The organism is Sulfitobacter sp. F26204 (assembly GCF_026410305.1).
Lineage (GTDB): Bacteria > Pseudomonadota > Alphaproteobacteria > Rhodobacterales > Rhodobacteraceae > Sulfitobacter.
In genome coordinates, this window is the sequence record NZ_JAPMLQ010000007.1 from 223,835 (window position 1) to 246,399 (window position 22,565).

The 22,565-nt window shown below is 55.4% G+C and carries 23 protein-coding genes; 5 read left to right on the plus strand and 18 right to left on the minus strand.

All coding sequences use genetic code 11. The features are described 5' to 3' along the window. Window positions 1-57: 57 nt before the first annotated feature. The 12 genes from OS190_RS16375 to OS190_RS16430 form a co-directional block, all read right to left on the minus strand. Window positions 58-549: a prepilin peptidase gene (locus tag OS190_RS16375; protein WP_267159796.1), complete on the minus strand. Its 492-nt coding sequence runs from the start codon at window positions 547-549 to the stop codon at window positions 58-60. 4 nt (window positions 550-553) lie between these two features. After that, window positions 554-1,405, minus strand: a complete 852-nt coding sequence (locus tag OS190_RS16380) for a tetratricopeptide repeat protein (protein ID WP_267159797.1) — start codon at window positions 1,403-1,405, stop codon at window positions 554-556. A 48-nt stretch (window positions 1,406-1,453) separates the two neighbouring features. Further along, window positions 1,454-1,978, minus strand: coding sequence for a tetratricopeptide repeat protein (locus OS190_RS16385; RefSeq protein WP_267159862.1), 525 nt, complete (start codon window positions 1,976-1,978; stop codon window positions 1,454-1,456). A gap of 53 nt (window positions 1,979-2,031) precedes the next feature. Continuing rightward, on the minus strand, window positions 2,032-3,015 hold the full coding sequence (locus OS190_RS16390; protein WP_267159798.1) for a type II secretion system F family protein: 984 nt from the start codon (window positions 3,013-3,015) through the stop codon (window positions 2,032-2,034). A 13-nt stretch (window positions 3,016-3,028) separates the two neighbouring features. Continuing rightward, window positions 3,029-3,991, minus strand: coding sequence for a type II secretion system F family protein (locus OS190_RS16395; RefSeq protein ID WP_267159799.1), 963 nt, complete (start codon window positions 3,989-3,991; stop codon window positions 3,029-3,031). A gap of 56 nt (window positions 3,992-4,047) precedes the next feature. Then, on the minus strand, window positions 4,048-5,481 hold the full coding sequence (locus OS190_RS16400) for a TadA family conjugal transfer-associated ATPase (RefSeq protein WP_267159800.1): 1,434 nt from the start codon (window positions 5,479-5,481) through the stop codon (window positions 4,048-4,050). A gap of 21 nt (window positions 5,482-5,502) precedes the next feature. Further along, on the minus strand, window positions 5,503-6,741 hold the full coding sequence (locus tag OS190_RS16405) for a CpaE/TadZ family protein (RefSeq protein ID WP_267159801.1): 1,239 nt from the start codon (window positions 6,739-6,741) through the stop codon (window positions 5,503-5,505). Between the two features lie 281 nt (window positions 6,742-7,022). Then, the gene (locus tag OS190_RS16410) at window positions 7,023-7,712 is read right to left on the minus strand and encodes an OmpA family protein (protein WP_267159802.1); all 690 of its coding nucleotides are present in this window, start codon (window positions 7,710-7,712) and stop codon (window positions 7,023-7,025) included. After that, on the minus strand, window positions 7,699-9,138 hold the full coding sequence (locus OS190_RS16415; protein ID WP_267159803.1) for a type II and III secretion system protein family protein: 1,440 nt from the start codon (window positions 9,136-9,138) through the stop codon (window positions 7,699-7,701). Before OS190_RS16415 ends, OS190_RS16410 begins: the two co-directional genes overlap by 14 nt. A 207-nt stretch (window positions 9,139-9,345) precedes the next feature. After that, entirely contained in the window at window positions 9,346-10,203 is an 858-nt protein-coding gene (gene cpaB, locus OS190_RS16420; protein ID WP_267159804.1) for a Flp pilus assembly protein CpaB, read from the minus strand. Between the two features lie 189 nt (window positions 10,204-10,392). Further along, the gene (locus tag OS190_RS16425) at window positions 10,393-10,578 is read right to left on the minus strand and encodes a hypothetical protein (RefSeq protein ID WP_267159805.1); all 186 of its coding nucleotides are present in this window, start codon (window positions 10,576-10,578) and stop codon (window positions 10,393-10,395) included. 113 nt (window positions 10,579-10,691) lie between these two features. Beyond that, window positions 10,692-10,874, minus strand: coding sequence for a hypothetical protein (locus OS190_RS16430; protein WP_267159806.1), 183 nt, complete (start codon window positions 10,872-10,874; stop codon window positions 10,692-10,694). Window positions 10,875-11,240: 366 nt separating this feature from the next. Between OS190_RS16430 and OS190_RS16435 the strand changes: the two genes are divergently transcribed. Continuing rightward, the gene (locus tag OS190_RS16435) at window positions 11,241-12,050 is read left to right on the plus strand and encodes a lytic transglycosylase domain-containing protein (protein WP_267159807.1); all 810 of its coding nucleotides are present in this window, start codon (window positions 11,241-11,243) and stop codon (window positions 12,048-12,050) included. 55 nt (window positions 12,051-12,105) lie between these two features. On the opposite strand, the gene OS190_RS16440 is transcribed toward OS190_RS16435, so the two are convergent. From OS190_RS16440 to tldD, 6 genes are all read right to left on the minus strand, one after another. After that, window positions 12,106-12,729, minus strand: coding sequence for a 3-oxoacid CoA-transferase subunit B (locus OS190_RS16440; protein ID WP_267159808.1), 624 nt, complete (start codon window positions 12,727-12,729; stop codon window positions 12,106-12,108). Between the two features lie 3 nt (window positions 12,730-12,732). Further along, window positions 12,733-13,437, minus strand: a complete 705-nt coding sequence (locus OS190_RS16445; protein WP_267159809.1) for a CoA transferase subunit A — start codon at window positions 13,435-13,437, stop codon at window positions 12,733-12,735. Between the two features lie 89 nt (window positions 13,438-13,526). After that, the gene (locus OS190_RS16450; protein WP_267159810.1) at window positions 13,527-14,090 is read right to left on the minus strand and encodes a L,D-transpeptidase; all 564 of its coding nucleotides are present in this window, start codon (window positions 14,088-14,090) and stop codon (window positions 13,527-13,529) included. 83 nt (window positions 14,091-14,173) lie between these two features. Further along, window positions 14,174-16,783, minus strand: a complete 2,610-nt coding sequence (topA, locus tag OS190_RS16455; RefSeq protein WP_267159811.1) for a type I DNA topoisomerase — start codon at window positions 16,781-16,783, stop codon at window positions 14,174-14,176. Between the two features lie 203 nt (window positions 16,784-16,986). Then, window positions 16,987-18,126, minus strand: coding sequence for a DNA-processing protein DprA (gene dprA, locus OS190_RS16460; protein ID WP_267159812.1), 1,140 nt, complete (start codon window positions 18,124-18,126; stop codon window positions 16,987-16,989). 127 nt (window positions 18,127-18,253) lie between these two features. Next, window positions 18,254-19,675: a metalloprotease TldD gene (gene tldD / locus OS190_RS16465; RefSeq protein WP_267159813.1), complete on the minus strand. Its 1,422-nt coding sequence runs from the start codon at window positions 19,673-19,675 to the stop codon at window positions 18,254-18,256. 178 nt (window positions 19,676-19,853) lie between these two features. Between tldD and coxB the strand changes: the two genes are divergently transcribed. The 4 genes from coxB (at window position 19,854) to OS190_RS16485 (ending at window position 22,553) form a co-directional block, all read left to right on the plus strand. Beyond that, window positions 19,854-20,777: a cytochrome c oxidase subunit II gene (gene coxB / locus OS190_RS16470; protein WP_267159814.1), complete on the plus strand. Its 924-nt coding sequence runs from the start codon at window positions 19,854-19,856 to the stop codon at window positions 20,775-20,777. Between the two features lie 77 nt (window positions 20,778-20,854). Next, window positions 20,855-21,790, plus strand: coding sequence for a heme o synthase (cyoE, locus tag OS190_RS16475; RefSeq protein ID WP_267159815.1), 936 nt, complete (start codon window positions 20,855-20,857; stop codon window positions 21,788-21,790). Beyond that, on the plus strand, window positions 21,790-21,978 hold the full coding sequence (locus OS190_RS16480) for a cytochrome c oxidase system small membrane protein (protein ID WP_267159816.1): 189 nt from the start codon (window positions 21,790-21,792) through the stop codon (window positions 21,976-21,978). The genes cyoE and OS190_RS16480 overlap by 1 nt, the downstream gene beginning before the upstream one ends. Beyond that, the gene (locus tag OS190_RS16485; RefSeq protein ID WP_267159817.1) at window positions 21,978-22,553 is read left to right on the plus strand and encodes a cytochrome c oxidase assembly protein; all 576 of its coding nucleotides are present in this window, start codon (window positions 21,978-21,980) and stop codon (window positions 22,551-22,553) included. The genes OS190_RS16480 and OS190_RS16485 overlap by 1 nt, the downstream gene beginning before the upstream one ends. Window positions 22,554-22,565 lie beyond the last annotated feature (12 nt).

The window sequence follows — 22,565 nt, forward strand, 5'->3', positions numbered from 1 at the left end:
GCCTCTTCCCGGAGCGAGGAGATGCGATCCAGGAGTGTAGAACCGCGCTGTAATGCTTTAGGATCCATAGAGCGTACCCAATAGGAGATAGATCGCGAGCGCCGGACCAAGGGCGAGGCCCATGGGAAACTTCTTGCGATCCCAGCTCACCCAATGTGGGGCAAGTTCGCGCAAGGGCGTATATTTTGCGCCTCTGTGCGCCACCGCAGCAGCCAACAGGGCCGCAGCAAACAACGCCATCAACAAACGCAAATCACCCAATGCGATATAGGGGGCGGCGGCGGCTGCAAACTTTGCGTCGCCTGCGCCCATGGCACCTGCACCGTTCAGGATCACGCCCACCACCAGTACAATCAGCAATGCGGCCAAACGCCAGAGATAGGCGGTGAAGGGCATCAGGAATACGCCGATCACCAAAAAGACCAGCGCCAAAAGGACAACAGACTGGTTGGTGATCTTCATCTGGGCCATGTCGGTGAAGGCCACATATAGGCAAATCGGCAGAACGAAGGGCAAAAACCACATCGCATGTGTGGCATCAATCGCCATGAGGTCAGCCGTTCTCTAGCGCGCGCAGCGAACGGACCGCGGCTTCGAAATGCTGGGGGTGGGTGTCGATTGCTTCACGCAGCAGGCTCTTTCCGGTTTCCACATCACCCTGTTTGACTGCAGAAAGGGCCATTGTGTGCAACAATTGCGCACGTTCCGACTGATCCATCGGTATCACCGGCAAGGTGTAGTCACGTTGGGCAGAGCGTGCGAGAATCAGGTTGTTCTTCGCGGTGAACAATGCGGGATCCTGCCGGATGGCATCAGAAAAAAGACGTTCCGCGGCGGGGTAATCACCACGGGTCAGCTTGGAATATCCCCAGTTGTTCATCACCGCACCGGGGGTTGTCGTAAGACCGACGGCAATTTCATAAAAGCTGTCGGCTTTTTTCCATTCCTTGTTGCTGTCGGCAACAATTGCTTCAAGACGGTAGCGCTTGAAGGTTTCATGGGTTGGGGGGACGGCGTCCAGAACCTTTTCTGCTGCAGCCCAGTCACCGGCACGGATCAGTGCATCGGCCTGTTCGACGCTGTCATCGGCCGTGGCCTCGGGCATCTTGACGACCTTGCCCCATGCGCTGGCCCCTTCGGTTGCACGTTTGGCTCTCACCAGTGACGCGGCAAGTCCGCGTTGGTGGTCTATGCGATCAGGGTCCTTGGCCGTTGCGCGCTGGAAGTAGGTCACAGCTTCGTTCGGGTCGGCGACCGTCAGCATGACATCTGAAATATCGTTGCCATCCAGTGCATCAACGTCTTCGAATGCCCGTTCGACGGTATCATTCGCGTTCTTTTCACCACAGCCTGCAACTGCGGTAACCCCTGCAACGCAGAGGGCCAATAGGATAGGGTGGCGCATTTTAGCGTCCTTTTTACTGCTCTGCCTCGGCCTTTGCGGCCACGACTATCATAGTGTCGGACTGATCAGGTAGTCACCCGAGCCTCGCCGCACCAATTTGTAATTTTCGTCGTCAAGAGGTAAAGTATCAGAGTTTTCTGATTTTGCGAGTGCTAACCTCAAATTGTCGCGAATTGCGTCACTTTCGCCATTATCAAGCGCATAGGCACGGCGCAAAATCTGTTCGGCCTCTACGGTTTTGCCCCGTTCCATCAGGACAACACCCAGATTGTTCCAGACTTCCGGCTGCTTTGCATCTTTTTTGACTGCGCGTCGCAGCAGGCTTTCCGCCTGTCCCAAACGGCCAAGGCCAAGATTGGCGCTGCCCAGACCGGAAAGAACCTCTACGTCCAGACCGTTTTCAAGAGCCGCCCGATTAAAAGACTTGATTGCCAGTTCAAACTGTCCTGCTGCCATCAAACGGTGCCCCACTTCGATCCCGTCCTCCGCAACCGCATTTTGATTGACACCCGGGGCAAAGACCTGATCCCCCGCAGCAGAAAAGCCACCCGGCGAACAGGCGGCCAATCCGATAGCTGAAAGGAGTGCCAGAGCGCCGAAAAGGACACGCTCAACCGATATGTGTTTTATTGCCCCGGTCCTGACATTTTGCCCAGTTCTGTGATGCCATGTACCGACGGTCCGACCAGAATGATCAGAAGCGGCGGCACGGTCAGGCCCATAGTGGCAAGTGTCATCTTGGTTGGCAACTTGTTTGCGGCTTCTTCCGCGCGCATTACGCGCTTGTCGCGCATCTCTGCGGCGTAAACCCGCAATGCATCCGAGATCGAGGTGCCAAAGGCAGCGGATTGTACCAGCACCGTTACAAAGGACGATACATCCTGAACGCCACAGCGTTCGCCCATGTCATTGAGAACGGTAATCTTGTCTTTACCGGCCTTCATTTCATAAGCGACCACTTCGAACTCTTCTGCCAATGCAGGGTAGGATGCCTTGAGTTCCCGGGCCACGCGCACAATACATTGATCCAGAGACTGCCCTGCTTCGACGCAAACCAGCATCATATCAAGCGAATCCGGAAACCCACGGGTGATTTCCTCTTTGCGGGCGGCAACACGGCGGGTCACCCAGTATTTTGGCAGGTAGTACCCAGCAGCACCGGGACCGATGGTCCACATCATGGTTTTCTGCGTGCTCAGCCCTTCGCCACCGCCCAGAAAATTGATGTAAATGATGCCTGCCACCAGCCCCAGCAGGCCCAGTGTCATCTGGGCGAAATAAAACATCCGAACGGCATCGCGGCCTTGGTAGCCGGCTTGGCGCAATTCAAGTTGCTTGGCAGAAAGTTCGGCCACGTCTTCGGGTTCCAGAAACTTGGCGAATTTCTGCAGCTGTTGGTTGCCGCCCGCGTGACGCAATTGGTTTTTACCGTCGTCTTTTGAGGATCCGGTGTTTGAGGCTCGTTTGAGCTTTTCAAGGGGATCTTCGGGCTGACGTAGCATCATGATGACAGTCACGGCAACAAGGCTTAACCCCAGAACGCCGACGATGATAATCAGACCCATGGGTCCCAGAAGTGCGGTGATCTGATCGTTGATTGCAGTAATCATGTCCGGTTCCCCTTTACACTTTGATGTCTGTTAAGATCCGCATCACGAACAGGTTCGCAGCAAGAAAAATGCCAACCAGGAAACATGCCGGGATAAAGAGCGGGTGATCCAGCACCGCGTCGTAATAATGCGGATCAGAGACCTTGATCACGATCAAGGCCACGATCGGGAAGGCGGACAGGAACTTGCCTGACCATTTCGCCTCAGCGGTGATTGCCTTGACGCGACGGAACAGTCGGAAGCGGGCACGGATCACCTTGGCCAGACCGGCAAGAATTTCAGCGAGATTACCCCCGGATTGCTGCTGGATTGTTACGGCAACCGCGAGAAAGCGCAAATCCTGCATATCCAGGCGTTCGGCCATGTCTTTCAGCGCTTCGCCGACATCTCGGCCATAGGCAGCCTCATCCGCGATCACCCCGAATTCCGAGGCGAGAGGATCCTGGACTTCCTTTGCGACGATAGAAATCGCACTGGTAAAGGGGTGACCCACCCGCAAGGAGCGCACCATCAATTCAACTGCGTCTGGCAGTTGTTCCTCGATCATGGCCATGCGTTTGCTGGCCTTGGACGACACCCAGAAATAGACTGCGCCAATACCGATTCCGACAGCAAGCAAGGCCCGGACCGCTGGTTCGGTCTCGGTACCGATGGTCAGACCCAGAAAGGCGATAACCGCCAGGCCGCCCATCAACATGATCAATTGTTGCGGTGTAAAGGCAATTGCGGCCTTCTGTGCCTTGTCGGACAACAAGGAATACAGCGGAATGGACTTGGCATCCATATGCTGCTCCATTTCCTTGCGCAGCTTTTCCAATACCTCTTCCCGGCGCGACCCTTTCTCCAGCATCTCAAGCCGGCGGTTCACGCGACTGTTCAGGCTGATGGATTTGCCAAAGGCCACGAGATACAGGCCTTCGACCAGCACCAGCACACCGACAAAAATCAGGCCATAGATAATTGGTTCAGCAGACATTTCGTTGATCCTTATTGCGCTTTTTTGCACATGGTTTCAGGCATCGGGGCATATGGTTATTGGGCCGCGATTGGTTCGTAGATGGAAGATGGCAGATCATAGCCCCACATGCGGAACCGTTCTGCATAGTGGCTGCGTACACCGGTGGCGGTGAAATGGCCGATGATCTTGTTTTCGGGCGTCAGGCCGACGCGCTGATAGCGGAAAATCTCCTGCATCGAGATCACATCACCTTCCATGCCGGTGATTTCCGTGATCGAGGTCATGCGCCGCGAACCGTCTTGCAAGCGCGAGGCCTGTACGATGAGGTTCACAGCAGAGGACACCTGGGAACGGACGGCCTTGAGCGGCATTTCAATACCCGCCATGGCAATCATGTTTTCCAGTCGAGACACGCCATCGCGCGCACTGTTCGCGTGGATTGTGGTCATGGAGCCATCGTGGCCGGTGTTCATGGCCTGCAACATGTCGATCACTTCTTCGCCGCGGGTTTCCCCGACGATGATCCGGTCAGGGCGCATCCGCAGGGCGTTTTTCAAACAGTCGCGCGGCGAAACCTCGCCTTTGCCTTCGACATTTGGCGGGCGGCTTTCCATCCGGCCAACATGGGTCTGTTGCAGCTGAAGTTCCGCCGTATCCTCGATCGTCAGGATGCGCTCGGAATTGTCGATGAACGAAGACAGCGCGTTCAGCGTGGTGGTTTTACCTGACCCCGTACCGCCGGAAACAATGATATTCAGCCGTGTCGCAACAGCGGCCTGCAAATAGGCTGCCATTTCTTCGGTGAAGGCCCCGAAATTCACCAGGTCGTCGATGCCTAGTTTGTCTTTTTTGAACTTCCGAATGGAAACCAGCGATCCATCCACCGCGATTGGTGGGACCATGGCGTTGAAACGTGAACCATCCTGCAAACGGGCATCCACGTAGGGGTTTGATTCATCGACCCGACGGCCAACGGCGGATACGATTTTATCGATGATCCGCAACAGATGGCGTTCGTCCTTGAATGTGATGTCTGTCAGTTCCAGCTTGCCGTCGCGTTCAACAAAGATTTGTTGCGGGCCGTTGACGAGAATATCGTTGACGCTTTCATCCTTGAGCAATGTCTCAAGCGGCCCCAGCCCCGTAACTTCGTCATAAAGCTCGGAGTTGAGCGTCATGCGGTCTTCTCGGTTCAGGACGATCGACTTTTCAGCCAGGATTTCAACAGCGATCTCGTTGATTTCCTGCCGCAAATCCGCTTCGGTGGCGTGTTCGAGTGCGGCAAGATTGAGGTTGTCCAAAAGCGCGCGGTGCAGCTCAAGCTTGATGTCAGACATACGCTGCTTGCGCTTTACTTCCTTATCAACCGGTGCGGCCTTTGCTGGGGCCAAAGCCTTGCGCATGGAGGCCGCGGGCTTTTTCTCTTCAATCGAGGTGACGTTATCAATAATCTCGACCGGTTTTTGCGGAGCGGCTTTTGCACCTGGTTTCTTGTATTTGGAAAACATTTTGTTTCTTTCCGTGAATGATTAAGCGGCTTCAGCCTGATCGTTCTTGAGATCGTGAATGGAAGCAGCCAGTTTCATCAGTTCTTTGCGCAGCGGGCTTTTGGGGGCTGAATTGGCCAGTGGCATACCGTGGTCATTGGCCTGGGTGATGGGCTTGCCTCCGTCGGGCAATTGAACATCAATCGAGATGGCCAGTGACTCAGCCATACGTTTGACGCGGCCCTTGGCGTTTAGGTCAGTGAATTTGGGCGCACGGTTCAGGACATACCGCAGCTTTTCCACCGGCAGTTCTTCGGACTGCAAGGCGCGTTTGAACCGCAGCGTGTTCTGTGCACTGCGCATATCGAGTTCGACCATCGCAAAATAGACATGCGCCATGTTCAGCACGGCTTCGGACCAGTGAACAAGGGTCGAGGGCATATCGACAATGACATAGTCAAATTGGTTGCGTGCCATTTCAAGGACGCGTGTCACGTCTTCGGATGTAATCAGGTCAAGCGGCAACATATCCGTAGGCGCGGTCAAGACTTGCAAGACATCTTCATATGTCAGCAATGCCTGGCCAAAAATCTCTTCATCCATGTTTTCTGTCTCTGACAACATTTCATAGACAACTTCACGACGGGGCAGATCGAGGAATGTGGCAACTGAACCGAATTGCAGATCCAGATCCAAAAGGCAGACCGACGGTGCGTTCTTCTTGTCCACGTTGGCCAGTTCCCAGGCCAGGTTCACGGCCATGGTCGTGGATCCGGTCCCACCAGCGAGGCCATGCACAACGATCAAAGCGCCGTCTTTTCGCGCCCCTGCTTCCAGTGTCGGCGCCTGCACTGTCTCCACTACGGGTGGTTTGCCATCGGAGCGCAAACGTTGCACGGCCTGTGCCAGTTCACCTTCGGGCAGGGGGTAGGGAACGAATTCATCCGCCCCTTTGCGCAACAATGAATGAAGGGCGGCAGGCGTCACATCTTCAGCGATGAGGATCACCTTGATGTCCCGGTTCTTCGCCTGTTCAATGATCTCGGTCATCAATACAAGGTTTTCTTCGTCGGATTCATCCATCGCGAGAGCGATAAATTCCATGGCCTCTGCTTCGGGCTGGCCAAAGAATGCCAATGCTTCTGCAAAACCGAGGTCGCCCCAGCTTTCTCCCAGGACTTCTTCCATATCTTCGATCAACAGATCAAAGTTTTGCACATCGCGGCTGACAGTACAGGCCACAATCGGCGTTGTCTGAGGTTGCGGCATTACACTACTCATAGCCTTATATCCTTTGCTCACAAGGGTTCAGCAAAGGTGTACGCTGCATCTTTGTGCAGATTTTCACCCCTTGCGATCACCCATGCCTGGCATTTTGCGCAGACACATTTGTCCTATAGGGCGAGATATTGCAGCCAACTGGGGCAAGATTGGGGCCAAAAGGTTTCGATTGTTGGGTATGTTGAAACGATCCTGTTCTTCTCACGGGATTGGTGAGGCCGGATCAAAGACACCTGTCCCTGTTCAACAGGGGCAGGGCCGGGTCATCAAGACTGTATTATTTATTCTTCGGTAAGAACTGAACTGCCCAAAGTCGTTGGGGGCACCGCACTGGCGACATAATCGCGATAGATGATCTGCGCGTATTTGCCATCAAGAACGGTAGGATGCCGTGAAACAAAGCCGTTCACCTCGGTCACAGTACGCCGATTCCGGCGTTCGCGGCCTTGGGTCACAATCAATGGCTGGGTTTCACCAAAAGAGGCAACCGCCTCAAGTCGGGAGCGGCTGATGCCCTGACCTGTAAGATAATGGACCACAGCATCCGCGCGGCGTTTGCCAAGGGCGCGGTTATAGCTGTCAGACCCGACAGCATCTGTATGTCCGTATACGCGAAAACGGATTTCGGGGAATTGTTTGATCCAGCCAGCCTGTTGGCGCAATATTGCCTGCGCTTGCGCATCAAGCTGCGCTGAGTTGAACGCGAAGTTGACCATGGACTGAACTTCAGAGGCAAATCGGTTCGCAAGATCAAAGGTATACTGCCGTTCGCCTGTCATAACCAAACGGTTGTTCAGCGTTGCGTTGCCGAAATATCCAGTGTCTGTCAATGCGCCCGCTTCGCGGTAAAATTGAGTGTATACCGGATCAGAACTCGGCGCGCAGCCAATCACTGTCGCCAGTGCTGCCATGATACCTGAAAATTTCAATTTTGTGCGCATTTGGGTTTTCATCTGATTAGTCCAGTACATACCCATATGACCCGCCAAAGTCTTGTTTGGCAACCTCTCCGGCAGCACCTTTCTTGGGTGTGCGGGTGCCTTCGGAGGTGCGGCCAAACAGGAACAGGTCTTTTTCAGTGGGAGGCTTGATCCGGTCGGTTGGCAGCGCCAGCGCTTCGCCCCGTGTAGGTGAAACAAGATGGGCTGTCACAATGATCACCAATTCGGTCTGATTGCGTTGATATTCTGCGGAACGGAACAATGCACCCAAAACCGGTACATCACCGATCCAGGGCAGCTGGCTGGAATTGTCGGTAAAGTCGTCCGTCAACAATCCGGCAATCGCAAAACTTTCGCCGTCGCGCAATTCAACCGTGGAGGAGGTCTCGCGGCGGGTAAAGCCGGAAATTTCAATGCCGTTGCCCAAGGAAATACCGTTTGTGGGATCAATCGCAGATACAGCGGCACGCATTTCCAGGTTGATCAGGTCTTTGTCGACAACACGGGGGATAAAGGCCAGTTCAACACCGAAGGGTTTGAATTTGATAGAGATCGCCCCGAGTTCTTGCGCCACCGGCACCGGATATTCACCACCAGCAAGAAATTTCGCTTCCTGACCGGAAAGAGCGACGAGGTTGGGTTCGGCAAGAAACCGGACAACGCCTTTTTGTTCCAGAGCTTCCAACAGGATGCCCACCTGAGTTGAGCCGGCATTGAAGCCGAACAGAACGGCACCTGCATTCTGGTTTGCAGCAGGGATGTTTCCGCCCAGGGAAGTTGCAACACCGGGCGCGGCATTGGTTGTGCCCGTACCGCCATTAAGACCAGTACTGCCGCCCAACACGCCATTTAACGAGAGTGAAGAACTCAGTGATTTGGAAACGTTCCGCTGCATTTCAGCAAAACGAACCTTCATCATCACCTGCTGTACGCCACCGACGCTCATCAGGTTTGAAACCCGATCGGGTGCATAGCGTTCAGCAAGGTCAAGTGCACGTTGCAGCCGCTGCGTCGACGATACCACGCCCGAGAGAACGATGCCGTCGTTTGCTGTGCGTACCTCGATTTTTTCACCCGGCAGAATCTGGCGCAGACGTTCCTTGAATTCGGATACATCCGCCGCGACCCGTACATTGACGTTGGTGATCAACTGGCCGCTGGCATCCAGCAGGGTCAGAGTGGTCAGGCCCGGGGACTTGCCCAGCACATAAATGGTGCGGTCCGACAGGGACGAAATATCCGCGATGCCGGGATTGGCGATGCTGAGTTCCGCGAATGGTATGTCGCTTTCCACCACAACTGCCCGGTTCATTGGAACATTGAGGGTGGAATTCGTACCCTTTTTCACGACCCGCAAGGTTTCCGCAAAGGCCGGGGCCGGTGTGGACATTGCCAATGGCATGACGCTAAGGGACAGCCCGACGAGGGCTGCTTTCATAAATCTGTCAATTTTCATGTGACCTGCCTTTTTGATCACGCCTCAGAGAAGGGTCTTGATGCCCGTCGTTTGGATCACTCTGCGTCAGTTTCATTTTTATTGCAAGAATCAACATCTTCGCAGGTCATGCTTATGTGGGTAAATGGCAACATAACCACAAAAGAAAACAGCGCTGCGAGGGTGCAGCGCTGTTTCAAGCAATTGGTTTTGCCCGTTTTTCGCGATCTAGTTGGTGCAGGGGATCGGCAACTCGACCACGTCAGCACCGCGACGGGTACGTATGGTGCATACCTTTTCCGCTTCGACTTCGACGGCTTTCACCTCATCCTCAAAGCCCAGGAGCGCACGCTGATCTACCTCGATGGCAGCAGCGATCGTGTCATCCTCTGCGCCTACAAGAGACAAGGAAAGGCTTCCGGTTGATTGTGCCTGTGCAAGGGCGGCAACTTGCTGCGGGCTTACTGAAACTGTGACGGTGCGTGCAATCGTTGCCTCGTCAAGATTACCACCAGCGCTTTGGTCAATCGCGATCAGTTTGACCGCAGCTTCGATCAATTTGGTGACCTCGCCGGAATCGCCGTTGCGGCCACGGCTGGTACGACCTGTCCAATAAACGTCGACCTTGTCACCAGGGCGCAGGAACCCGGACACGCCGCTGGAAACATCAACCTTGATGGTAAAGGCACGCTGTCCACGCTCAAGGCGTGACGTCAGACCGGAGTCTTCGCCCGGTTCCGTCACCTTGAGCGCCATGATGGCCTCGTCTTTTTCCATGGCACGCAGCACAACGCGCAACTCATCTGTATTTTCCGGAAAAAGTGCCGTCAGATCAGTAAAGGTTCCTTCGGGAATGGCATTTTCGGGCCAATCCACCGCGCGTACATTCTCTTGCGACAGACGTTGCCCGTATCTCAGTGACTCCTTGGCTACATATACTGTCTTCGTCGGCACGATCTTTGCCAATGCTTCCTGAGCACGGGCATTGGCATATTGATACTGTGCAATCCTATCCTTTGCCAAGTATACAGCCCCGCCAGCAAGCACCACGCCCACCAATAGGACCAGTCCAAATACCATCCGCATGTCATTCACCTCTTGCTACTCTTCGTACCGGGATTGGCCCCGGTTGCCTGTTTTTCCAAATCAACAATAAGGGTCGATTATGGCGATTGTTTGCCTGTGCCGTGGAAAGGCTGGGGCTGCCTGGACGCTTTGCCCAAACAAAGACGCCGGCCACTTTGGGCCGGCATCTTTATCATGTATCGGATGGTTCTATACGTCGCCGGCGGTTACGTCTTGCAGATAGCTGCCGGTACCTTCGCCAACATTGTCGGAACTACCCTTGATGCTCAGAAGCACAGCACCCGCGAGGGCGACAACTGCAGCAGTCAATACTACCCAATCGACCGTTACGGCACCGTCTTCGGATATTCGGAAATTGCGGATTCTTTTCATCATGTCGATGCCCTCAGGACTGATTGAATAAAAAGTCATGTTCAATGGAAAAGGGGTCGCGCTCTGACACGCAGAAGGCGACCCCAAAAGCTTTGGATTGAGCTTGTGAACCCAAATTAGTTATTAGGGTTACGACCGTCCAGGAATGAGGCGGTGTTGCCTGTCAGGGTTGTCGCGCCTGTGGAGATTGAGGAATAGGCTGCGACGGCCAGGCCAACAACGGCTGCTGTCAGCACAACCCAGTCAACTGTTACGGCGCCGTCTTCGTCTGCACGGAAGTTTTTGATAAAGTTCATCATGGTATGTCCCTCCAAGGATCATGTAAGTGTTGTTCACAACCTTGCCGTCCTTCGTGGGTGCCGTTTCTCTCAGTTGGCAACCTGTCCGACTTGGTATGACGTTATATAGCCCTCTGAATGGGGCGCAAATTTGGCGGCAAATGTGACTTTTTCGTTTATATCTAAAATATACGTCTTTGGCTTTGTAAGTACCTGAAGTTGAAGCATAAATAATGTGATTATTGTTTGCCTTTAATCAAATTTTCCGGGTTTTTCGCTGAAATAAGGCGAAACCGCCATGTTTTGCGCCATGATTGACTGGTTTGAGAGGCCTTTTTGTGGGATATTTCTGGAAAATCGAGCCAACAAGAATAAAAGCAGGCAGGGATGTTCCGAATTCTTACATCATCGCTTCTGGCGGGAATTATTTGCATGGGCCCGGCACAGGCCGAGGGACCAAAACCGTTTGCGGATTTCAGCGCCAAGCGAGTGAAGCCACCAAAAGCAGGAAACACCAATCGCATCAATATCCAGATCGACCCGACGGCATCTGCGCGTGCACCTGCCGCCGCGGTCGCCGCGCCCTCCGCTCAGGCGGGGGTACCGCAACCGGGAAATTACGCTTGGTTCTGGAACAAAATATCGCCTGATGCTGCAAACGCCGGACCTGGACGGTTGCAGGCGGCGATAACTGCACTGGCGGGCGCATCCAACAAGGTTCCGGTACCGCGGTTGCAACAATTGCAGGACATCGCGAAGGCGAATGGCATCGACATTTTACGCTCGACCGTGGGCACACAGGTTTCGCCCGCGCTGGTTTTAGCGGTGATAACCGTTGAATCCTCTGGTAAGGCAGATGCGATCAGTCGCGCGGGGGCGCAGGGATTGATGCAACTGATGCCTGATACCGCCAGCCGGTTTGGTGTCGAGGACAGCATGTTGGCCACGCAGAACATCCTGGGGGGCGTTAAATACCTGAACTGGCTGATGGAGGAATTCGACGGTGATCCGATCCTGGTGCTGGCAGGGTATAATGCCGGAGAAGGGTCGGTACGCAAACATCAAGGTGTGCCGCCGTTTCCCGAAACCCGTGACTATGTCCCAAAGGTACTGGCCGCGTTTCAGGTGGCCAAGGGGCTGTGCAAGACGCCACCGGAGTTGATCACAGATGGTTGTGTCTTTGCAGCGTTGAACTAAAAAGGGCAGGCGAAATTCCTGCCCTCTCTTTCGTGCAATATATCGTCAGGTTCAGTTAGACTATCGTCGCCTGTGTTGCTGCGCGCAGTTCAGCTTCTGTGACGCCATCAGCACATTCCACAATGCGCAGCCCCCCTTCGACCACATCCAGAACACCCAGATTGGTGATGATTCGATCTACTACGGCCTTGCCGGTCAAGGGCAGGGTGCATTCCCTTAACACCTTGCTGTCTCCGTGTTTGTTGGCATGATCCATCAGGACAATCACGCGCCCGACGCCCGCCACCAGATCCATGGCACCACCCATGCCTTTGACAAGCTTTCCTGGAATCATCCAGTTGGCCAGATCGCCGTTTTCAGCAACTTCCATCGCACCCAGGATCGCCGCTGCAATCTTGCCACCGCGGATCATACCGAACGACGTGGCTGAATCAAAATAGGCAGTGCGGTTCAATTCGGTGATTGTTTGCTTGCCTGCGTTGATCAGGTCGGGATCTTCCTCGCCTTCAAAAGGAAACGGCCCCATGCCCAACATGCCGTTTTCCGATTGCAGTGTAATATCCTTGTCGCCGACATAGTTGGCCACCAGCGTCGGAATACCGATACCGAGGTTGACATACATACCGTCTTCAAGCTCTTCGGCCGCCCGTGCGGCCATCTGGTTTCTGTCCCAAGCCATGGTTCAAGCCTCCTCGCGTTTGCGGGTTGTCCGCTGTTCGATACGTTTTTCGTGCGTCCCCTGAATCAGGCGATGCACATAAATGCCAGGCAGGTGAATCCCGTCGGGATCAAGTGACCCCTTCGGAACGATTTCCTCGACTTCGGCGATGCAAACCTTGCCGCACATGGCGGCGGGTGGGTTGAAGTTTCGCGCTGTCTTGCGGAACACCAGGTTGCCGGTCTCATCCGCCTTCCATGCTTTGACAATGCTCAGATCTGCAAAAAGCCCCTTTTCAAGGATGTATTCCTCTCCGTTGAACTCTTTCACTTCTTTACCTTCGGCAATGACGGTGCCAACGCCCGTTTTGGTATAGAATCCGGGAATACCACAGCCACCGGCGCGCATACGCTCGGCCAAAGTACCCTGAGGATTGAATTCAAGCTCCAGTTCGCCGCTCAGATACTGGCGCATGAACTCTGCGTTTTCGCCAACATAAGAGCTGATCATCTTTTTGACCTGCTTGGTGTGCAGCAGGATTCCGATGCCAAAATCGTCGACACCGGCGTTGTTGGAGGCAAAGGTCAGGTTTTTGGCACCGTTTTCCTTGATGGCCTGCAACAGCAATTCGGGGATGCCGCAAAGGCCAAACCCCCCGGCTGCAATAAGCATGCCATCCGCCAGCACGCCCTCCAGCGCCTCGGCGGCTGAACCATAGACTTTTTTCATGGGCTTGTTCCCTCTCGAAGGTCAATTTCGTTCTTATGTTTGTGACGATGCATTGCTGCGGTGTCAAATCCTTCGCAAGGGAACAGGTTTCAGATGATGCGCACCTGCGTGCCAACCGGACAAAGTGCAAACAGTTCCTCGATCTTTTCATTATAAAGACCGATACACCCGTCGGACGAACGCCGTCCGATCTTGCGTGTGTCATGGGTGCCGTGGATGATGTAGGCAGGCCAACTCAGATACATTGCATGGGTGCCTAACGGATTGTTCGGGCCGGGAGGCATGTATTTATAGTCTGGAAAGCGTTCCATCATCGATGCGGTCGGGGTCCAATCCGGCCCCTCCTTTTTCCGCACGATCTTGGTATAACCACGTTTGGTCAATTCCTCAGAGGCCGGAACCGATGTGGGGTAAACGCGGTAATCGTCACCCGCCCCGTTCCAGAAATGCAATGCGCGTGAGGTGGTATCCGCAACAATTGCGCCTTTGCCCAGTGTGTCGAAATGATCCTGCCAGCGCTGGGCGATAAAACTGGTGGCGTTACGTCTGACGCCTGGCTGGTTGGCGGTCTCTGCGCGTAACAGCGTTGGCGCAAAAAGCGCAACAGCGCCGCCCGCGATGATCCTGCGCCGTGTGAAAGTTGAATGTGTCATTGCTCTGCCTTTCGACCGTTTCTTTCAGGCCGGTCTCGCACCGCGGGCAGAGCGTTTCAAATCACAAAGATATGAAGCGGCATTTAGTCGCTCTTCTTCGTCGCCGCCTTCTTTTTGGCGGCGGGTTTCTTAGCCGCAGTTTTCTTTGGTGTGGCCTTCTTCTTGGCGGCGGGCTTCTTCTTGCCTGCCTTTTCGGCACGTTCGTCGATCAAATGCACCGCCTGATCAATAGTGATGTCGTCCGGGTCAATCGTTTCGGGGATCGTTGCGTTGATCTTTTCCCATTTGACGTAAGGGCCGTATTTCCCCTTCATCACATTCACTGCTCCGCCGGCGACAGGATGTTCGCCAAGCTCGCGCAGTGGTTTGGCCGCTGCGCCGCGGCCACCACGTGACGCGACCTTTTCGGCCAGCAACTGTACGGCGCGGTTCATGCCAACGGTGAACACCTCGTCAATATCGGCCAGATTAGCGTTGGTGCCACCACGATCCGAGGTGCTGGCGGCGTGTTTGAGGTATGGTCCATAGCGCCCGATATTGGACCAGACCATAATCCCATCTTCGGGATGCGGTCCGATTTCGCGGGGCAGGGACAAGAGCATCAATGCCCGCTCCAGATCCAGTTCTTCAGGTGGCCAGTCCTTTGGGATCGACTGGCGTGGCGGTTTCTTGTTTTCTTCTGTCACGGCACCGCGTTGCACATAGGGGCCGAAACGCCCTTTGAATACACGGATTTCATCGCCGTCGTCCTCGCCCAGCAATTTGCCATCCGGCGGGATCGCAGATGCTTCGGCTTCGGGGTTTGGCGGGCCAAAGGGACGGGTATAGCGACATTCTGGATAACTGGAACAGCCGATGAACGCCCCGCCTGATCGTGCTGTGCGCATCGAAAGCCGTCCTTTTCCGCAGTTCGGGCACAGGCGGGGGTCGCCGCCATCCTCAAGCGGTGGAAACAGATGCGGCTCCAGCACCTCGTTGATCTTTTCCAGCACCTCGGTGATGCGCAGATCAGCAGTTTCTGCGATCGCGGCAGAGAAATCGCGCCAGAAACGGCCCAGGACCTCTTTGTAATTCGCATCATTGGCCGAGACCTGGTCGAGTTGATCCTCAAGGTCAGCAGTGAAATCATAGCCGATGTATTTGCGGAAATAATTTTCAAGGAATGCTGTCACCAGCCGCCCCTTGTCTTCCGGAATCAGCCGTTGGCCCTCACGCCGAACATAGCCGCGATCCTGAATCGTCGTGACGATGCTGGCGTAGGTCGAGGGGCGGCCAATACCAAGTTCTTCCATCCGCTTCACCAGTGTTGCCTCGGTATAGCGTGGCGGCGGCTGTGTGAAATGTTGTTCAGGCGTCACCGAGCGTTTGTCAGTCTTGTCGCCTTCACTGATCTGCGGCAACCGCTTGTCGTCTTCGTCAACGACGTCGTCACGGCCTTCTTCGTAGACCCGCAAGAATCCGTCGAACAAAACGACCTGACCCGTCGCGCGCAGACCAACCTGGCCGTCCTTGCTGCCCACTTCGACCGTGGTGCGTTCCAGACGCGCGCTGGCCATCTGGCAGGCAAGGGTGCGTTTCCAGATCAAATCATACAGTTTCGCCTGATCATCAGCGAGATTGAGCGACCGTGCATCCTTGGCCATGTCAGTGGGCCGGATACATTCGTGCGCTTCCTGCGCGTTCTTGGCCTTGTTTTTGTAAATACGCTGTTCTTTGGGCACATATTCCGAGCCATACCGATCTTTGATCGCGTCCCGCGCCATCACCACGGCTTCTGGTGCCATGTCGATGCCATCGGTCCGCATATAGGTGATATGGCCTGCTTCATAGAGGCGCTGCGCGGTGGACATCGTGGCCTTGGCCCCCATGCCGAACTTGCGCGATGCTTCCTGTTGCAGGGTCGAGGTCATAAACGGGGCCGAAGGATTGCGTGTCGTCGGTTTCGCTTCAACGCTGGTTACGCTCAAATCGCGTGAGGTAATCGCCTGTTCGGCCATTTCCGCCTGAGTCGCATCGGCCAGGTCAAATTTTTCCAGTTTTTTGCCGGCCAGCGTCGTCAGCCGTGCTTCGAATTCCTGACCGCGGGGCGTGGTCAACAGCGCCTTGACGGTCCAATATTCGCGGGCACGAAAGGCTTCGATCTCCATCTCGCGCTCAACGATGATACGCAGCGTGACCGATTGCACCCGCCCTGCGGATTTCGCACCAGGCAGTTTGCGCCATAAAACCGGCGACAGATTAAATCCGACAAGATAATCCAATGCGCGGCGCGCCAGATATGCCTCAACCAGCGGCATGTCCACTTGCCGCGGGTTTTGCATTGCCTCGGTCACGGCCTTTTTGGTGATCTGATTGAACACGACGCGGCTGACTGGTGTATCTTTCTTGATGGATTTGCGTTTGGTCAGCGCCTCCTGCAGGTGCCAACTGATGGCTTCGCCTTCGCGGTCGGGGTCCGTTGCGAGGATCAGTTCGTTGTCACTGGAGAGAGCATCGGCAATCGCTTTGACGTGCTTTTTACTGTCGCTTGCAACCTCCCATTTCATGTCGAACTCGTTTTCGGTGTCGACCGACCCGTCTTTGGGCGGCAGGTCACGTACATGACCGTAAGAAGCGAGAACGGTATAGTTATCGCCCAGGTATTTGTTGATCGTTTTGGCCTTGGCCGGGGATTCGACAACAACTACGGGCATAAATTCAGGCACCTTCAATCAATACTGGAGCGGTCTTTGCGGTGTGACATGTGGGATTGTGGGGGGGATTGTCAATGCGGCAGGTGAGCGACATGCCCCCTGGCGCAGCAGATCGACGATGCAAAAGAGCTGCATGGCTGGGATGAATTACGGAAATCTTTCCTTGCATTGTCCCAGCGACAGGCCTGTTCTGCAGCGGGGATTCAGCTGACCTTGCTGAGTAATCCACCGGGCTGTCGCGCGATTTGCCCCTCAAGTTCAAGATCAACAAGGACCGGGGCCACCTCGGCGGCCGGTGCGCGCAGGTCACGTATCAACTGATCCTCAGCAACGGGCGAGGGACCAAGCCGGGCGAGAATCTGCAAATGTAGTGCTGCGGTTTCGCGTAACCCTCTTTTTGCCGGTGCGGTTTTGGGTGTTGGAAGGGGGAGTTGCGGGGCAGAGGGCGTGCCGAGCACCTCAATTACATCAGCGGCAGAGCGGATCAACGTGGCACCGTCACGCAGCAGCATATTGCATCCCGACGCACGGGCATCAAAGGGATGGCCGGGAACGGCCAGCACGTCACGCCCTTGGTCCAAAGCGTCACGCGCCGTGATCAAACTGCCGGATTTCGCAGCGGCCTCAATCACAATCGTCGCACGAGACAAGCCCGAGATGATGCGGTTGCGCGTTGGAAAATGTCGCGCCATCGGTTGCAGGCCCATCGGTTGTTCAGTCAGCCGCAGGCCGGTTTTGGCAATCGATTGGGCCAATTCAGTGTTTTCGGCAGGGTACATTACGTCAATCCCGCCAGCCTGTACCGCCAGTGTGCCGGTATCGAGCGCGCCCAGATGCGCCGCCGCATCCACGCCACGGGCCAGTCCCGATACCACTACATAGCCTGCGGCACCCAGATCACGGGCCAGTAACCTGGCCATGCGCGTGCCCAGAGACGAGGCATTGCGGGCCCCCACAAGCGAGATCATCGGACGCGCCAACAGGGCAAGATTGCCCAAGGTCCAGAGAAACGGCGGCGCATCATCGATTTCGGCCAACACAGGGGGATATTGGGCATCCCCCAGGGCGACCAATCGCGCGCCCAGGGCGCGGGCGCAGCGCAATTCGTTAATTACAACCGCTTCAGGGCAGGGACGGTAGTCTTCAACGCCCGCGGCTCTGGCCACCTCTGGCAACGCGGCCAAAGCCTTTTGTGCAGTGCCGTTTTCAGCCAGCAATCGTTTGTAGGTCGCAATGCCTACCCGGCGCGAGCGCAACAGTCGGAGACGGGCAAACTGTTCGCCTTCCGGGGGGGGTGGGAGTGGGGGGTGAGAGGAAGAAGGATCGAGTTCCTTGTCAGTCATCCCGGTGCTCCGTCTGTTGCTGGAATCAGGTATAGGCGGACCTGGTTAACAGTGCATGAACAGATTGCTGAAAATACACGTCAGCTTGGAATCGATCTTGCAGGTCGCAGTGGCGGGCCTTGCGCGATCAAGCCGCCGAGCCCCCCACCGTCAATCCGCCGATCATCAAGGTCGGCTGACCCACACCAACCGGCACCCATTGCCCCTGTTTACCACAATTCCCCATGCCCGGATCGAGCGTAGGGTCATTGCCGATAGCGCGGATCTGTTTCAGCGCCGTTGCACCGTCGCCGATCAGGGTTGCACCTTTGACGGGGGCACCGACCACACCGTCTTGAACCCGATAGGCCTCGGTGCAGGAAAACACGAACTTGCCATTGGTGATGTCCACCTGTCCGCCGCCAAACCCAACGGCATATATGCCGTCCTTCAAACCGGCCACAATATCAGTCGGGTCGGTTTCACCACCCGTCATATAGGTGTTGGTCATGCGGGGCATCGGAATATGGGCATAGGACTGGCGACGCCCGTTGCCCGTGCTTTTCACCCCCATCAGCCGGGCATTCTGCCGGTCCTGCATATAACCTACAAGCTTGCCATCTTCGATCAGCACATTTTTTGCGGAGGGGGTGCCTTCATCATCCACTGAAATCGACCCACGGCGATCGGGAATCGTGCCATCGTCCAGAACCGTAACTCCCTTTGCCGCGATCTGTTGGCCCATCAATCCGGCAAAGGCCGAACTTCCCTTGCGATTAAAATCACCCTCCAGCCCGTGACCGATGGCTTCATGCAGCAGGATACCCGGCCAGCCAGGGCCAAGCACCACGTCCATCACCCCAGCCGGAGCGGGCACCGCCTCGAGGTTCACAATTGCAATCCGCAGGGCCTCGCGGGCCTTGGCCTGCCAGTCCGCGGCGGCCAACAGCCCGACCAGACCGATACGTCCGCCCCCGCCGGCTGAGCCACTTTCACGACGTCCATTGTGCTCTACGATGACGGATACATTTACCCGCGTCATTGGACGAATATCTCGTACCGATGTGCCTTCAGGCCGCAATATCTCGATTTCCTGCAAACTCGCGGCGATGCTGGCGCTGACCTGCACTACCCGAGGGTCGAGATCCCGTGCAAAGGCGTCGATCTCACGCAGTGTTTCGATCTTTACCGGAAAGGCGGCCCCCTCTATCGGATCCGTTTCCGTATAGAGTTTCTGGTTGGTCCCCTCGGGCGCATCCGCCCAGGTGCCACCGCCGCTGCCGACGGCCAGCCGCGCGGTTTCAGCAGCCCGGCGCAAGGCCGCTTCGGAAATCTCTGTAGAATGGGCATAGCCTGCGACTTCTCCGCGCACGGCGCGCAGGCCAAAACCTTCCGAAGCATCATAGCTGGCGGTCTTGAGCCGTCCGTCATCAAACATCAGCGCCTCGGAACGGCGGCGTTCAAAGAACAGCTCACCATCTTCCGCACCCTGTGTTGCTTCGCGTAAAACGATCAGCGCAGTATCGCGATCCAGATCATTTTCGAACGGCGAAAAAGGCGTTTGGGTCATTAGGCAATCCTGTATCTGCAAATAAGTTTGCTGTTTCGCGTCCGTTTGACGCAATCGAAAGACTTTATCTTGAGCTTAGAATATGATTGTAAGCAGCAGGAAGACAACGGGAGCGGTGCCAACCAGGCATCCTAACGTGAAATCATAGCCAAATTTGGTCACAAGATCAGGACGACACATGAAACATCTTTTTTCTCTGACTGCGTTTATGGCCAGCTTTGCGGCCTTGCCAGCAATGGCGCAGGATACACTGCAGATTGAGGGGCTTGACGTTATCGGGGCACCGGTCGACGGTGAAATGGGCTTTCAGCCCGCCGTAACGCGGCTTGCTCAGGACATCCATGATCTGGATTTTCTGATTCTCGTGATCATCACGGTCATTACACTTCTTGTGACCGGCCTGATTCTTTGGGTCTGTGTCCGTTTCAACGCGAAGCGTAACCCGACCCCTGCGTCCTTTACGCATCACACACCGGTCGAAATCGCATGGACAATCGGTCCCATCGTGATTCTGGTGTTGATCGGTGCCTATTCCTTGCCGATCCTGTTCCGCCAGCAGGAAATCCCGCAGGCGGACCTGACGATCAAGGCGATCGGCAACCAATGGTACTGGTCTTACGAATATGTCGACGAAGGTTTCGGTTTTGACAGCTACATGATCGGTGCCCCGGCCACCCTGACCTCCGAAGAAGAAGAGGCCGGTGCCGTTGCCAACGTATTGAACGACGTGATGGTCGCAAAGCTGGAAAATGCTGGCTACACTCGCGATGAATGGCTGCTGGCCACAGACACTGCGGTTGTTGTACCTGTCGGCAAGACCGTCGTGGTTCAGGTAACAGGCTCTGACGTGATCCATGCATGGACCGTTCCGGCATTCGGCGTAAAACAGGACGCGGTGCCCGGTCGTTTGGCCGAATTGTGGTTCAGCGCAAAGGAGGAAGGCATCTATTTTGGTCAGTGTTCCGAACTTTGCGGACAGGCACATGCCTATATGCCGATTACTGTAAAAGTTGTCTCGGAAGCAGCCTATGCAGACTGGATCGGCAAGGCCAAGGCAGAATACGCAGGGATTGCGCCAGCGATCCAAGTCGCGTCGAACTAGACCGTAGGGCGGGGATCACCCCGCCTTTTATCACAGCGTAGCGGGGGGGTCTCCGCTCTCCATTTCATCGGGTCAAAATGTCGGATATTGCCAACACCCCAGCGCGCGAATACGAGGCACAGCTTGGTGATTATTTCGCCCTGTTGAAGCCGCGTGTGATGCAGCTTGTCGTTTTCACGGCGCTTGTTGGTATGCTGGCTGCGCCAGTCTCCGTGCACCCTGTGATCGGTTTCGCTTCCATTCTATTTGTTGCTATCGGGGCTGGGGCTTCGGGTGCGCTGAACATGTGGTGGGATGCGGATATTGATGCGGTGATGAAACGCACGGTTAAACGCCCAATCCCGGCGGGCAAGGTCCAGCCTGGTGAGGCCTTGGCCCTCGGCGTCGCCCTGTCCGGCATGGCAGTGATGATGCTGGCACTGAGTGCCAATCTACTGGCTGCGGGCATGCTGTTGTTCACGATCCTGTTCTACGCTGTCTTCTATACAATGTGGCTGAAACGCGCGACGCCGCAGAACATTGTCATCGGTGGTGCCGCCGGTGCCTTCCCACCGGTGATCGGCTGGATCATCGCAACGGGCAGTTTCTCTGTCGAAGCATGGTTGATGTTCGCGTTGATCTTCATGTGGACGCCGCCACATTTCTGGGCTTTGGCCCTGTTTATGCGCTCGGACTATGACGATGCAAATGTGCCGATGCTGACCGTGACCCATGGGCGCCCCGCGACCCGGCGTCATATTCTGGCCTATACCGCCCTTTTGTTTGTGCTGGCCATTGGGACTGGTTTCACGGCCATCGGTGGCTACGTCTATCTGGCTTTCGCAGTTGTCTTGAATGTCATGTTCCTGCTGGGAGCCTATCGAATATGGCAACGCGACGAAGTCATGGCCGAAGCAGATAACTATGCGGTAGAGCGCAAGTTTTTCCGCCTTTCACTCTTCTATCTGTTCCTGCATTTCGGCGCGATCTTGATCGAAGCAACCTTGCGGCCCTACGGTTTGGGGGGCTGGTGATGGCGTTGCGCGCTGAACACGAGATACACACGCGTCGCAAAGGGCGTAATGTGGGGGTTGGCCTGATGTTGGGCGGCTTCGTCCTTCTGATCATGGTTCTGACCTTTGTGAAGATCACACAGACTGATTTTGCACGTTCGCCGGGCACGACTACGCCGGCCGCCGGCACTGCAGGGGGGACAGATTGATGGCCTTATCTGGACCTGCAAGAACCGTTGTACAAACCGTATCGGTTGTTGTTTTCATGGGAGCCATGGCTTGGGCGTCTGTGCCATTTTACGACTGGTTTTGTCGTGTCACCGGATTTGGCGGTGTACCCGGACAGGTTGAAGCCGCTTCGGATGAAATTCTGGATCAGACCGTCAAGATCCGGTTTGATGGAACGGTCAACAGCCACATGGGCTGGGAATTCAAACCTGTCGTTCGCGAAATGGAATTGCGTATCGGCGAAGTGGGATTGGCATTTTACGAGGCCTACAATCCGTCGTCGCGACCCATTGCAGGACAGGCCAGCTATAACGTGACACCCTATGCTGCCGGCGCTTATTTCGACAAGATCGACTGCTTTTGTTTTACAGAACAGGTGCTCGCTCCCGGCGAACGGGTACAAATGCCTGTCAGCTTTTTCATTGATCCCGAAATCGTCAATGACGATGATGGGAAGTATGTACACACCATCACGCTTTCCTATACATTCTACGAAATTGACCTGCCCGAGGGTTATGCAGCCCTGGATGCAGAAACAACAACAGACCTGAACTAGTAAGGGACGGAC